The following is a 14820-nucleotide window of genomic DNA, read 5'->3' as shown; positions in this document are numbered from 1 at the left end:
CTGTCTTTAGCCGGGAAGAGGCCAGTACATCCACCCGATCTTTATCGTCTGAAATACCGCCTTCCCGGCTGAAGCCGGTCCCACGTCTCTCGCGTTACGCTGCATCGCGGGCGAGCGCATTCCTACACGCTCACCGCGCACCCCTCAATACCCTGTCATCTCCAGATAGCCCACGCCGTTGTGGCTGCCACTCAAGGTAATCGGCCCTTCCCAATAAGGGATCTGCAAGTCCATCCACGCCTTGGGATTCAGCGCGACGGTGATGATATCCAATCCTTTGCCGGGGATTTTCACGGACCAGCGGGTGGGCATTTTGTGCCCGGCGACTTCAGTGTCTGCCAGTGGCTCAAGGCTGATGTCTTTGGCGTTCAATTGCTCGGTATTGCCATTGGCGCTGATCCAGGTGCCCGTCAGGTAAGGCTCACCCTGTTTCTGGCGCATGCGGTACAGCATCAGTTCATCGCCGCCTTCCAGATGCACCGAGAACCAGTCCCAGCCGGTCTGGTTGGCCGTTAGCGGCTGGCTGCTCCATTCGCGGTCAAGCCACGCCGGGCCGCTGACCTGATAGCGTTTGCCGTCGAGGGTCACTTCGCCCTTGGCCTCGAAATACGGCTGGCTGTAATAGTAGGAAGCCTGTCCCTGTTCGGACTTCTTGCTGAAACCCTGTTGACCTTGCAGCACCAACGGCTTGCTGGAGGACAGGTGCAACCGGTAAGCAAAATGCGCTCCCTTGGCCTGTAGTTGCAGGCTGGCGAGAGGGTTTGCTGTTGGAGTGTCGCTGCTCATGGACCAGTCATCGATCCAGGCCGAAAAGGGCGCCAGTTTGACTCCGGCTTGCTCGACGCCGCCTCGGGCATAACGTTCGGCGGCGTAGTGTCGGGTCGCCGAGGTGACAGCGGCATGGCCCATCCAGATCGTCCCTTCATTCCACCCCGAACCCTGATCCCCTGCGCGCAGGGCATTGCGAAACAGCGTCCACTGCACGCCGAAATCCTGTCCTTTTTCGTCCTTGAGATTGGCAGTGATGTACCACCACTCAATGCGAAAACCCGGATGTGCAGCGTGATCCTGCGGGAAGGCGAACGCGCGGCCTGGCGTAACGGGCGTGAACTGTTCAGCCTGATTGCCCAGCCCCGCGAAACCCTGTTCAGGTGTGGTTTGCTGATCGCAGCCGACGAGGGCCAGAAGCAGCAGCATGAGCAGCCCGTTAAGCTTCACTGGCAAAGCTCCTCAGCAGATCGGCAGGCCGGGTGCGGAACAACTTCAGCAGCGGCCATGCCGAGGCGAGCAGGGTGGCCATTAACGCCAGACCCGCCAATTGAAGCAATTGCACCGGGAAGATATGCAGCGGTAAGCGCCAGCCAAAAGCCTGCACATTGATCACCGCGTCCAGACACCAGGCCAACAGCAGCCCTAACGGTAACGCCAGTATCAGCGTCAACACCGCCAACAGCCAGGTCTGGCCGAGATTGAGCAGCATCAATTGCCGGCGCGTCACACCTAGCGCCCACAGCGGGGCCAGTTGCCCCAGACGGCTTTGGCTCTGGGTCAGCAGGCTGATGAACAGGGCGATGCCAGCGACCGCCAGGGTCAGGCTGTTCAGAGCGGCGGTGGCGGCGAAGGTGCGTTCGAACACCTGCGTCGACCAGCCTTTGAGTTGGGTCTGGTCGATGATGTGGTTGTCATCCAGCGCGAAGCGGTCTTGCAGCTCTCTGATCAGTGCTGGCACTGCAACGGGGTCGATGCGCAGGTTGAAGCGGTTGGCGGTCAAGTGTGGCCAGTGCCGGAGCAAGTGCTCGGCATTGACCAGCAAATGGCCTTTGGGATTGCCGTAGTCGGCGTAGATGCCCACGATGCGTGGTGCCCATTGAGCGCCGGGCGCAGGAATGATCAGGGTGTCCCCAACCTTCAGCTTGAGGCGCCTGGCCAATTGTTCACTGAGCATCACGCTGTCGCCCTTGGTCAGTTGCTCCCAAGGATCGCCACTGACCGACTCCAGCAACGGCCAGTGCTCGCGGTAGGTCGCGTGATCCACCACACCGAACAAATCCGCTGGCCAGCCTTGCAGTTGGATAGGCACCTGCCAGTTGGGCAGCACAGCTTCCACATTGGGTTGTTGCGTCAGCCAGTCCTGCATCAGCGGCGCCTGTGCAGCGTTTTGCGGCGTGACGTAAAGCTCGGCGGTCAAGCGCTGTTCCAGCCAGTTGCCGAAGGTCTGTCGAAAGCCAGAGGTCATGCTGCCCGCGCCAATGTTGGCGGCCAGCGCCAGCAGCAAGGCCATCAGTGCCAGGCTCAGTGCGGGTAACTGCTGGCGGCAATCAGCCAGAAACCACTGGCCGAGTACCGAGCGGCTGCGCCCGAGCAATCCATTGAGTAATCCGTTAAGCAGCACCGGCAGACCCAGCGCGGCCGACAACAACAACCCCGCCATCAGTACAAAACCGCTGCTCAGGCTGTCACCGAACAGCAGTGCGGCGAGTGCCGCTACGGCAGCAACCCCGGCGACCCAGGCCTGGCGGCGCAGCCAGCGGCTATGCGCCTGGTGCCAGGCCTGAGCGTTGGCCAGCGCCAGTAACGGCATACGTGCTGCCCGCAGCAGGCTATTGGCCCCGGCGAGCAGCGCGCCGAGGATGCTCAAACCGAGACCGCCGAGCCACCAGGTCGGACTGAGGCTCAGCTGGCCGGCCACTTCCGCGCCATACAGCCCGCGCAAGCTGGCGGCGACATCCGGTAACAACAGACTGGCCAACAGATAACCGCTGGCGACGCCCAGTAGACCGCCGAGCAACGCCAGCACGCCCAGCTCCACGGCCAGGGTTGCGATCAGCATTCTGGCGCTGACCCCACAGGCGCGCAGGTTGCGCAGCAGTCCGCGACGTTGCTCGAGGGCCAGGCCGATAGCGGCATGCACGATAAACAGTCCGACCACAAACGCCAGCACACCAAGAGCGTCCAGGTTCAAATGAAAGCTTTCGGTGAGACGCGCCAGATTGTTTTCGTCGCCACTTTTCTTGAGCTGTAATTGTTCGTTCAAGTCGGTGGGTAAAGCCGGGTTGCTGGCAGCGAAATCCTTGGGTAGCAGCAGGCGCGAGAGCTGATTGGGCATGTTCAGCAAGGGTTGGGCGAAACCGATGTCGGTCAGTAGCACGCCCGGTGCCATATCAACCCGACTGCGCAACGGCGGCAGGCTTTTACCGTCTGCGGTCCTCGGCTGATCACCTTCGTGCAGCCCCAGTGCCTGCAAGGTTTGGGTGGCGATCCAGGTTTGTCCTGGGGGTGTGAGAAAGTCGACGATCTGCCGCGTATCCAGTGTTTGCCCGGCCACCGCCGAGCCACTGGGCAACGACACCGGCTCGATGCCCATCAGTTGCAGGCGGCGATCTTCAAGCCCTTGAAGGGTAATGCGCCCTTGCACCACTGGCGACACCGGCCAGCCCGCACGGCGCAGGCTGACGAACAGGCTTTGAGAAAACGCAGCACCGCTGGCCGTCGCAAGGCTGCTTTGCGGTTCGCCGCCGATCAACTGGCTGGCCTGGGCGTAACTCTGCCGCGCCTGGCTGTTGAGCGCTTGCACGCCGGTCAATAATCCGGTCGCCAGCCACAAGCCGGTGAGTACGCTGAAAAATTGCACCGGGTGCCGTCGCCAATGGCTGAGCAGGGCGCGCAGGGTCCAGTAGAAAACCTTCATCTCAGCCCTCGCACCCGGTTGCCAGGCGACCATGATGCAGGATCACTTTTTGGGCAAGTCGCTCGGCAACCCGCGGACTGTGGGTGACCATCAGCAGGCTGGTGGAACTATCGGCCAGCAAATCCAGCAGCAATTGCAGGACCTCGTCGCTGGTGGCTTCATCCAGGTTGCCGGTGGGTTCATCAGCCAGCAGCAAGCCGGGGCGCGACGCCAGCGCACGACCTATTGCGACCCGTTGTTGCTGTCCGCCAGACAATTGCTCGGGATAACGCTTGAGCAAATCCCCCAGGCCCAGTCGCTCAACCAGTTGCGCCTGCCATTGCGGCTCGAAACGCCCGGCCAGCCGCGCCTGGAACGCCAGATTATCTTCGACCTTGAGGCTGCCGATCAGGTTGAACTGCTGGAACACCAGACCGATTTCCGTGCGCCGCCAGTTCGCCAGTTGCGCTTCGTTCATCTGGTCCAGACGTTGCCCGGCGATCTCGATCTGACCCGCATCCGCCTGATCCAGCCCGGCCACCAGATGCAGCAAGGTACTTTTGCCGCTCCCGGATTCGCCCATCAAGGCCAGGCTGCTGCCGTTGGCCAGGCGCAGATCAACCCCACGCAAAACCGCCAGCGGGCCTTGAGCGGTGGCGTAACTCTTGAAGACGTTTTTTACTTCAAGCATGGGTTGGCTCGATTTTTGGGGAGAAGGGAGGATAGCAGGCGTGCGAGTCACCTGTGGGAGCGGTGCTTGCCCGCGATGAGGGCACCGAAATTCTAAAGTGAACCGCGTCCAGCCTTATCGCGGGCAAGCCTCGCTCCCACGTCGTCATATCCCAAAGGGTGTGCACTGTCCTTATTTCCCCCGAATCAACTCCCGCAACATGAAGCGGTTCGGATGGCAGGCTTCGGCCACGCTGCGGGGCAGGGGCAAGGGTTCGTTGTCGAGCCACGCGGCGAGCAGTTCTGCGCACAGCGGCGCAGTGATCAAACCCCTTGAGCCATGGCCACTGTTGATGTACAGGCCATCGAGCCACGGGCAGGGCGCGTCTGGGGTCTGGCGCGCATCTTTAGCCAGTGCCGCATAAGCCCGAACGAACGCGTTCTTGTCAGCCAGCGGCCCGATGATCGGCAGATAATCCGGGCTGGTGCAGCGAAACGCCGCCCGGCCTTGCAGATGTTCTGCTGGCAATTGCGCTGCGCCGAGCCGTTCAGCCAGGTCCCCGGAGATCTCCTGCAAAAGCTGCAAGTTGCCCAGATGATCAGCCGTGGTGGGGCTCAGGTCTTCATTGGTGAAATCGAAACTGGCGCCCAGGGTGTGCTCGCCCAGACGCGCCGGGGCGACGTAGCCCTCAGCGCACACCACGGTGCTCAGTTCGCTGCTGGTGGCGGTTTGCGAAAGGCGGGTGATCTGCCCGCGAATGCGCTTGAGCGGCAAGCTGGCGCTGTCCGGGAACTGCTTGATATCTGCCGCTCCCGCGAGGATCACCACTTCGGCGCTGGCCAGCAAAATGTCGCCATCCCACGCTTGCCACTGGCCCGATTCGCGGCGCAACTCCAGTGCATTCTGATGAAGCTTCAGATCAATATTCGGATGATCAACGGCTGCCCGACACAACGCAGGGGGATGCACCCAGCCCCCTTCAGGGAAGAACAGACCGCCGCTGGCCAGTGCCACGCCGCTGCGAACTTCAGCGGTCGGTTTGTCCACGAGACCCAACAACTCCTCGGGAAACGTCGCTGCCAGTTGCGCCTGACGCTGGGCTTCCTTGTCATTGAACGCGAGTTGCAGTACCCCGCATGCGTCCCAGTCGACACCCCGTTGCAGACGCTCCAGAGCACGGCGGGTATAACCAAAGCCACTGAGGATCAGCTGCGACAACGCGGTGCCGTGTGCCGAGAGTTTCAGGTACAGCACGCCCTGAGGATTGCCCGAAGCTTCTTGGGCGATACCGTTGTGACGCTCCAGCAACGTGACCTGCCAACCCCTTGCCGCTAGGCTTGCAGCGCTGGTGCAACCGGCCATGCCGCCGCCGATGACCATGGCATTGCGCTCGCCAGTGACCGGCGCAGGGCGGGCGAACCAGGGTTTAACCGTAGGCGCGGGCGCGGCTTCTTCCGGCCAGCCGAGAAAGGTGCCGCGCAGTACCTCCCACTTGTGGCCGATACCCGGTACACGTTTCATTTTGAAGCCCGCAGCGTTCAGGGCACGCCGGACCCAACCTGTGCTGGTGAAGGTGCCAATCGTCGAATTCGGCGCGGCGAGTCGGGCCAGTTCGGCGAACAGTTCCGGGGTCCACATTTCAGGGTTTTTTGCTGGGGCAAACCCGTCGAGAAACCAGGCGTCTATTTGCCCGTCCAGTTGCGGCAGCATCTGCAGCACATCGCCGATCAGCAGGGTCAGAGTGACGCGTCCAGCGTCGAATACCAGACGCTGGAAGCCTTCGTGGATGGCGACGTATTGCTCAAGCAAAGGTTCGGCAAAGGGCGACAGTTCCGGCCAAAGGTCCAAGGCCCTTTGCAGGTCGACGCGGCTCAGGGGGAATTTTTCGACGCTGACAAAGTGCAGGCGCGCGGTGGGCGGTGCGCATTCGGCAAACAGTTGCCAGGCGCAAAGAAAGTTCAGCCCGGTGCCAAAGCCGGTTTCGCCGATCACCAGTCGCCCGTTCGCCGGCAATGCGCTGAAGCGCGCTTGCAGGTCGTTTTGCACCAGAAATACATGGCGGGTTTCCTCAAGGCCGGCGCCAGTGGCGAAGTAGACGTCGGAAAACTCCCGGGAGTGGGGGTTGCCCTGTTCGTCCCAGTCGATCTGGGCATGGCGGGTGATGGTCACGGTTTGGCTCGGTATGGAGGCGGGTCGCTATGGTAGCGCAGTCTGTGGATGCGCAGATCCGTAGGAGCGCGCTTGCCCGCGATAAAGCCGCTGTGGTGTGTCAGACAGACTGCGTTATCGTTCTTCGCGGGCAAGCCTCGCTCCAACGGAGGACCGTGCGGTATTTATCTACTGCCATTCAAAGCGCCAAACCTGATCACGTGCTCACTCTTTCAAAAGGAGTTGAGCAATGAGCCAACCAGCAGCCCGGATTCATCATTCATTCATCAAAACCAGTGTGCCGTCCTGGTACGTCTACACCACGGCCGAGCTGCGTGAGCGGCTGCATCGCGACATGCTGCGTAGCCATCACCTGCGCAGCCAGATGCGCCAGGCTTTGAGCGGTTTGCAGGACCTCACGACCTTCGCCAGGCCTCTATTAGCCAACGCTCTGGAGCAACACTTCGGCTTCGGGCTGGATGTCGATCGCGATCATTTTCGTCATGTCACGTTTGCCGACAGCCTGTTGCCCTTGCCGAGCAAACTAGTGGAGCGCAGCTTTACTGTGCAATCGTTGCTGCAGGCGGCTTTGCAGAACTTTCATGAGGAAGAAGTCGATGCCGTAACGGCCGATTCAGTGATCTTTCATGGCACGCCCAATCTGGCGACGTTGGCGGCGAAAACCAGCTATCCCCATCCGTTGAAGATCGCGCCAGCGAAGTTCATGGCGTTGTGTCGCAAGCTGGATCTGGGTGGCCGCTATCAGGCGCATATCAAGGCTGTGCTGGAGCCGGTCGCCCGCGCTGTGCCATCGAAGGGGCTTAATGCGGCGCAGATCAAGAATCTGCTCAGCCAGCAAATGCGCAATGCGCTGCAGGTGGATGCACATCTGGCCCTTATGCGTGGGCCGGAGGTGCTGTCCGGGGGAGCGTATGACTCCATCCTGGCGGCGACGGAGCACTGGGCGGCAAGAAAGTCTGTCTGGCCGGTGGACATCCAGTACCTGAAACTCCTCGGGTTTACCCTGCGCGATGTGCTGGTGTTTCAACCCCGAGGATTGAGCGGCTGTGTGGTGTATGTCCCCGGCGACCCGACTGCCCCGCTTAAAGAGTACGACTCGCTGGATCAGTTCATGCAGCTGCTGCGCTCAAAGCTGCGCGATGTTGGTTATCAGCAGTACTTCGCCGGCTTTGTCGCGCAACGACGCAGGGCCGAGTTCATCAGCAAGCTTCGCGATTGCCTGACCCCACGACGCACGCGTCCGGTGCCGGGGGATACGGGGCTGATCCCGCGCCAGTGGGTGGTCTCCGAAGTGGACCCAAATGCCGATCTGAAACTGGAGGTCGAGCAGATCCCTTATTCGCTGCTGGAGTATTTCCATTTTCAGCGAATGTTGCGCATCAAGGACGATGCCCGCGCGCTGGCGGTGCCTACTGGTGATGAGGACCGGGCCTCTCGCCAGAAGCGTCTTGCCCATTATCTGGAACTGGGCATGAACGCCGTCAATCTTGCGGCGCTGTACGTGCCGGTGCTGGGCGAAGTGATGATGGTCGTGGCGGGGTCGCAGTTACTGGTGGACACCTTCGAAGGTATTGAAGCCTGGGCCCACCACGATATGGATGAGGCGCTCAAACACCTGGCCAGCGTCGCGGAGAACCTGGCTATGCTGGCCGCGTTCGCCGCTGCGGGTAAAGCCGCGTTGCCCGCCGAAACACCGGCGATCAAGGACTCTGCATTTGTCGGCAAGATGATCCCGGTCAAGTTGGCCGATGGTCAGACCCGTCTGTGGTCGCCGGACCTGACGCCCTTCACCGCGGATGTGCTGTTGCCCACCGGCATGAAGCCCAGCGCCGAAGGCGTTTTCAACTATGAGGGCACTGATTACATCGGCATAGAGGGCCGGTTTTATCGAGTAGAGCTGGATACGGCCCTGAACAAATGGCGACTGAAGGCGCCGCGCGGCAAAAGATTTACGCCGCAGCTGAATCACAACGGCGCAGGTGCCTGGCGTCACGATGGGGAAAACCCACTGCACTGGGATCTGCAAACCTCATTCAGGCGTCTGGGCTATTCCGTTGCCGGTCTCTCGCAGAAAGCCGCTGAGGAGGTAATGGCAGTGACTGGGACTGACCAGACCTTACTGACCACTCTGCATCTGGAGAACCAGGTACCGCCCGCCGCCCTGACCGATGCCATCGAGCGTTTCGAGCTCAATCAGCGGGTGTTGCAGATGAGGGACGGGCAGCCGCAGGTGCTGTTCGAGCGCCTGAACCAGCGGCGCGAAGCCAGCAGTGATCCGCTGGTGCAGCTGATTAAACGTGATTTCCCGGGCATGACTTCGGCGGCGGCTCGCGAGTTGCTGCTTGAGGCGAGCACGGAGCAGCGAACAACGATGCAAACCATGCAGACCGTGCCCCTGGGTATTGCCGGCAGGGCTCGCGGTTATCTGCAGGAGGTCCGGATCAATCAGGCGCTTGAGGGTTTTTTCCTGGAAACACGGTCCGACAACGCCGATACCTTGAAACTGGCCCTGCACGGTCTGGAACAGTTGCCCGGCTGGCCGAAGGACCTGCGAATCGAGCTGCATGATGGCGCTTTCGGCGAGCCTTTGCTCGATGGGGTTGGCGAGCGCTCAGCGACGCAGCGGCGGATCCTGGTCAAGCAGGGCAGCCGGTACGCGGTATGCGATCAGTCGGGCAAGGTGCTTGTCACTCAGGACAACTTTTACGCCGCCGCTGAGGCTGCCATGCCTGAAGGCGTGATGAGCACCAGCGGCCTGGCTGATGCAACTGCGCTCCGCCAACGGCTCGCCAGTGATGCAACGTCCCAGCGCAAGCGTGTTGCCAAGATCCTCGGGCTTGAGGAAATTACCCCCGGTTTTCGCGGCCCTGCACGGCTGGCAGATCGTCGTTTCGGCTACGAAATGAGCGGGCGAGGTGCTGGAGCATTCCTGCCCGATTTGCCCCCCAGCTCTGACGAGCTGATCGCGATGCTGACGGTGCTTTATCCGGAAGCCCCGAGCCTTGAAGTCCACGTGCAGAACCTGATGTTCAGAGGCTGGAGCATCCCGCAAATATTGGAGGCGACCCGGGCCAGATTGCAGTCCTGGGAAGTCCTGCACAGCGCGCTTGAGGGTTGGGTCCACCCGATCGGGCCGGGCCCGGCCATCAGTAGCGAGCGATTTGCGGTCCGCCGATCCGTCGCTGACGCCCTCGGCCGGGCGTGGCGTTTCAGTGACTCGATGTCGCCGATGCATTCGAGCAATCTGCTCTTTGAGGGCCTGGATTTCAACGGATTTTCCGATATGCCTGACTTGCCCCAGCACTATGCGGAAATCAACTACCTGACCCTGAGCAGAGTCACCGGTGGCGCTGAGGACATAAACCGCCTGCTGGGGCGCTTTCCGCGAGTCAGGCGTCTGGAAATACTGGGTGGCGGTCTTGCGCAATTGCCGGAGGGGCTGGCGGGTATGCAGGAGCTGACGCATTTGTCCCTGGAGGGCATGAGGCTGACCATCGATCAGGCCGCTTTTGATCTGTTCATGCGCATCCCGAACCTGGACGAGCTGGACCTCTCCGGTAATGTCATCGGCGCTTTCACGGATATAGAACGTCTTCGCCTCTCGACCTTGTGGTTGAACGAAACAGGGCTCACCCAATGGCCTGCCTGGGCTGAGACGCTCGGGCTGCGGTCGCTGGATATCAGTGATAACCAGATCGTACATTTGCCCAATCACATTGTGGAAAACAGCCAGAACGCACTGTCCCAACTGACCATTCACGGCTATGACAACCCCTTCGATCATGAAGACCTGCGCCTGTTCTGGATCAATGATCGGGGCTACGACATGGCCTATCGGCTTGAGTGCAACTTCCCCGAGGACATTCGTGATCTGGTGGTCGATACCACCACCAGCGATGAGGGGAGTTCATCGGACGATGATTCAGACTGGCATTTGCACAACGCAGGCCATACGCCATATGTGCCGCCTTTGCCAGTCCTGGACATCTGGCTGGTGGAAGGCCGCAGCGAATTGAATTCCAGGTTGCGCATTGCCTGGGAGCAGGTTGAAACAGCGGGCGATGCTCCTAACTTGCTGGTGTTGTTGCAGCGGCTTCACGAAGCACCGGACTTCAAGCGTTTTCATGAGGAGCTGGCGAATGACGTGGTGCGAGTGCTTGATGCGGCAGCAGCTGACCCGGTGTTGCGGGCTGAACTGGAGATCATGGCCAATGATCGGCTGTTCGGTGCCGACCAGACCTGCGAAGACGGCGCGCGACTGATTTTCAGCGACATTCAGGTGGCGGTGTATGCCCGTAATGAACTTCAAGGCGTGCCTGAGGCGCAGCACACTGAAGTGTTATTCCGCGCGATTCGCGGGTTATTTCGCCTGAACGAAGTGCAGGCCATCGCCGACATGGAAATCCTCGTTCGCGAGGCTCGGGGTATACAGGTCGATGAGGCGGAAGTGCGCATGGCCTACCGTATCGGTCTGGCCAGTGATTTGAGTTTGCCCGGGCAACCCTTGAGCATGGCCTGGAGTCGTCTGGCCTCGGTGGATCGTCAGGCGATTCTTGCCGCGCGCCGTCAGGTGCTGGAGCGTGAAGCCGGTGATGAGTTCGTGAATTATGCCGTGGCTGACCGGCGCTGGAACGAGCGTCTGCGCACAGAGCATCAGGCTGAGTTGACCCGCGCCACTGCGTCGATCAGGGCACAGATGGATGCCCTGGAAGAGAATCCTCCCACGGATCCCGATGAATACGACCGCCAGGGCCGAACCTTGATCGCCAGCCTCAACGCTGCCGAGAAAGCCCTGCTGGAGCAATTGACCAGCAGCATGAGGCAAAAATGGTTTTGAGTATCACTTGAGTTGATCCAGCCCCGGCAACTTTGTCGGGGCTGGGTTAGTCTCAACCTCATTGCGAGCGCCAGGCGTTGTGGGAGCGGTGCTTGCCCGCGATAAGGCTGGACGCGATCTACCGTGAATTGCGCCCAGCCTCATCGCGGGCAAGCACCGCTCCCACAGGTCCGGTGTATCCGTGAACCATGCGTTGGCTATGAGAGGTAACACCTGCATGTTCGAATCCGCTGAAATCGGTCACGTCATTGCCAAGGAAACCTATGACGCTGAAGTCCCGGCGTTGCGCGAGGCCTTGCTTGATGCGCAGTACGATCTGCATGAACAGGGCAAGCGCCAGATCATCGTACTGATCAATGGTATTGAAGGCGCGGGCAAGGGCGAGACTGTCAAGCTATTGAATGAATGGATGGACCCACGCTTCATCGAAGTGCGCACCTTCGATCAACAGACCGATGAAGAACTGGCCCATCCCGTGGCCTGGCGTTACTGGCGGCAACTGCCTGCCAAAGGGCGTATGGGGATATTCTTCGGTAACTGGTACAGCCAGATGCTTCAGGGCCGCGTCCATGGGTTGTTCAAGGAGCCGGTGCTCGACCAGGCGATCAATGCGTCCGAGCGCCTGGAAAAGATGCTCACCGACGAAGGCGCGCTGATCTTCAAGTTCTGGTTTCACCTGTCCAAGAAACAGATGAAATCACGGCTCAAACTTCTCAAGGACGACCCGTTGCACAGCTGGCGGATCAGTCCGCTGGATTGGCAGCAATCAAAGACTTACGACAAGTTCGTGCGCTATGGCGAACGGGTTCTGCGTCGCACCAGCCGCGACTATGCACCGTGGCATGTCATCGAGGGTCTTGATCCGAACTATCGCAGCCTCACCGTCGGCCGTTTGCTGCTGGAAGGCATGCAGGCTGCGCTCAAGGCTCACAAGGCCAAACCTCAGACGCTGACCTTGGGGCCGCTCGCGCCCAAGCAGGGCGAAGCGACGTTGCTGGGCAGTCTCGACATGAGCCTCAACCTCAGCAAGGACGATTACGAGGAACAACTGATCACCGAGCAGGCGCGGTTATCGGGCAATATTCGTGACAAGCGCATGCGCAAACATGCGTTGGTGGCCGTGTTCGAAGGCAATGACGCCGCCGGCAAGGGCGGGGCGATCCGTCGCGTGGCTGCGGCTCTTGATCCACGTCACTACAACATCGTGCCGATCGCCGCCCCCAGCGAGGACGAGCGAGCGCAACCTTATTTGTGGCGCTTCTGGAGGCATATTCCGGCGCGGGGTAAGTTCACCATTTTTGACCGCTCCTGGTATGGGCGGGTGCTGGTCGAGCGGATCGAGGGGTTCTGTAGTGAGGCCGACTGGTTGCGGGCTTACGGCGAGATCAACGACTTCGAAGAACAACTCACCGAGGCCAATATCGTGGTGGTCAAATTCTGGCTCGCCATTGATGACAAAACCCAGTTGGAGCGCTTTCAGGCCCGGGAGAAGATCCCGTTCAAACGCTACAAAATCACTGAGGATGACTGGCGCAACCGCGAAAAATGGCCTCAATATCGCGATGCGGTAGGCGACATGGTGGACCGCACCAGCACCGAAATCGCACCTTGGACCCTGGTCGAAGCCAACGACAAACGCTGGGCACGGGTCAAGGTATTGCGCACCTTGAACGAAGCGCTGGAAGCAGCGTTTGCGCGGGATAAGAAGAAGTAGTTTGAGGGTTGCACAGTTCCCGAGGGACCGGCTTTATCGGGGAAGGCTGCATATGAGTCGATAGATATGCAGTGGATTTACTCGCCTCTTCCCGGCTAAAGCCGGTCCCACATGGAAACGCGGTCGTCTGTAGGAGCCGAGCTTGCTCGCGATTAAGGGTGACTCGGTATGCCTGATGCACCGCCGCGCCTGCATCGCGGGCAAGTCGGAATGCCGCCCACACGCTCCAACAGGTTTTGGTGATCCGTAGGAGCGCGCTTGCCCGCGAAGAACGATGATGCGGTGTGTCCTGACAGACCGCGTCGCCCAATTCGCGGGCAAGCACCGCTCCCACAGGTCAGTCATCGTCTGTAGGAGCCGAGCTTGCTCGCGATGAATGATGACGCTGTGCGTCAGGCAGAAACCTACCTTTCCCGCATCGCCTCGGTCCGGGCTTTCAATACCGGCTTCAACAGATAATCCAGGACACTTTTTTCGCCGGTAATGATGTCCACCGTGGCGGTCATGCCGGGGATGATCAACAGGGGTTTGGCGTCGCTGCCCAGGTGGTTGCGATCGGTGCGGACCTGGATCAGGTAGAAGCTGTTGCCCTTGTCATCCGTGGTGGTGTCGGCACCGATCAGTTCGAGTTTGGCAGGCAGGCCACCGTATATCGTGTAGTCGTAGGCACTGAACTTGACCATGGCTTTCTGGCCCGGATGCAAAAAGGCCACGTCTTGCGGCCGCACCTTGGCTTCGATCAGCAGGTTGTCTTCCAGCGGTACGATCTCTACCAGGTCGCTGCCAGGCTGGACCACGCCGCCAATAGTGTTGACCTTGAGCATCTTGACGACGCCCCGTACCGGCGAAACCACCGTGGTGCGCGTCACTCGGTCATCAATAGCGATGCTGGTCGCGGTGATCTTGGCCAGTTCCGAGCGCTTTTCGTTCAGTTCTTTAGAGGCGTCGGAGCGAAAGGCGAACTCCGATTCCTGCACTTTGCTCTTGATCTCATTGATCGCCGAATCGGCCCGGGGAATCGCCAGTGTTGTGGCATCCATCGACCCACGTATCTCCACCGCACTGCGCCTGAGCCGCAGAATCTCCACCGGCGACACAGCTCCTGATGCCACCAACGGCGTCGACATGTTCAGCTCTTGCTGGACCAGCCCGAGACTGTTGCGGTATTGCTCCTGTTTGGCGCGAAACTCCGCCAGTTCCTGAGTCTTCTGTCGCAGTTGTTCAGTCAGGGTGCGTTGTTCGCTGCGCAGGCGTTGCTGGCGGGACTGGTAGAGCGCCAGCTCGTCGGCCGCGACCTGAGGCGCTTTGGCAATCACCTCGGCGGGCAGCTTGAACGGTCGTCCTTCAGCCTCCGCCGATAGCCGCTCGACCTGCGCGGTCAGCGTGTAGCGATCCACCTCGCTCTCGCCCTTGTTCGAGCGAAAGCGCGTGTCATCCAGACGCAACAGGGTTTCGCCCTTGTTGACCAATTGGCCCTCGCGAACAAAGATTTCGGTCACGATGCCGCCCTCCAGATTCTGGATCACTTGCACCTTGCTGGAGGGAATAGCCTTGCCTTCGCCCATGGTCACCTCTTCAAGGACGGCGTATTTTGCCCAGATCAGCGCCGTCAGCATCAGCACTGCCACCACCCAGACCGTCATGCGTGATTTGCGCGGTGTGTCCTGGGCCATGGCGCCCGCGAGATACGGCATGAATTCAATTTCTTCACGCAGGCGCGGATTGAAGTAGCGAGGGGTATGTATGGCGGGCATGGGTGCATC

Annotated in this window: 7 protein-coding genes; 2 read left to right on the top strand and 5 right to left on the bottom strand. The window is 60.5% G+C overall.

The window, feature by feature from the left end; all coding sequences use genetic code 11:
• Positions 1 to 144: 144 nt before the first annotated feature.
• From IV01_RS13880 to mnmC, 4 genes are all read right to left on the bottom strand, one after another.
• Complete coding sequence (locus tag IV01_RS13880) at positions 145 to 1197, bottom strand: lipocalin-like domain-containing protein (RefSeq protein ID WP_080290288.1); 1053 nt, start codon at positions 1195 to 1197, stop codon at positions 145 to 147.
• A gap of 10 nt (positions 1198 to 1207) precedes the next feature.
• Positions 1208 to 3688, bottom strand: a complete 2481-nt coding sequence (locus IV01_RS13885; RefSeq protein WP_032628321.1) for an ABC transporter permease — start codon at positions 3686 to 3688, stop codon at positions 1208 to 1210.
• Between the two features lies 1 nt (position 3689).
• A complete protein-coding gene (locus IV01_RS13890) occupies positions 3690 to 4358 on the bottom strand; it encodes an ABC transporter ATP-binding protein (RefSeq protein ID WP_032628320.1) in 669 nt (222 codons plus the stop codon).
• Positions 4359 to 4529: 171 nt separating this feature from the next.
• Positions 4530 to 6506 carry a bifunctional tRNA (5-methylaminomethyl-2-thiouridine)(34)-methyltransferase MnmD/FAD-dependent 5-carboxymethylaminomethyl-2-thiouridine(34) oxidoreductase MnmC gene (gene mnmC, locus IV01_RS13895; RefSeq protein ID WP_032628318.1) on the bottom strand — a complete coding sequence of 659 codons (1977 nt, stop codon included), beginning with the start codon at positions 6504 to 6506 and terminating at the stop codon, positions 4530 to 4532.
• Between the two features lie 229 nt (positions 6507 to 6735).
• Here mnmC and IV01_RS13905 point away from each other — a divergent pair, with 229 nt between their 5' ends.
• Positions 6736 to 11343: a dermonecrotic toxin domain-containing protein gene (locus tag IV01_RS13905; protein WP_032628316.1), complete on the top strand. Its 4608-nt coding sequence runs from the start codon at positions 6736 to 6738 to the stop codon at positions 11341 to 11343.
• Positions 11344 to 11560: 217 nt separating this feature from the next.
• Positions 11561 to 13057, top strand: a complete 1497-nt coding sequence (pap, locus tag IV01_RS13910; RefSeq protein ID WP_032628315.1) for a polyphosphate:AMP phosphotransferase — start codon at positions 11561 to 11563, stop codon at positions 13055 to 13057.
• A 404-nt stretch (positions 13058 to 13461) separates the two neighbouring features.
• On the opposite strand, the gene IV01_RS13915 is transcribed toward pap, so the two are convergent.
• Positions 13462 to 14811 (bottom strand): HlyD family type I secretion periplasmic adaptor subunit, encoded by a 1350-nt coding sequence (locus IV01_RS13915; RefSeq protein WP_032628313.1) that lies wholly within the window; start codon positions 14809 to 14811, stop codon positions 13462 to 13464.
• Positions 14812 to 14820: the final 9 nt, after the last annotated feature.

This window comes from Pseudomonas syringae (assembly GCF_000737245.1).
GTDB classification, from domain to species: Bacteria; Pseudomonadota; Gammaproteobacteria; order Pseudomonadales; family Pseudomonadaceae; genus Aquipseudomonas; species Aquipseudomonas syringae_J.
This window is presented reverse-complemented; position numbering and strand designations above follow the sequence as displayed.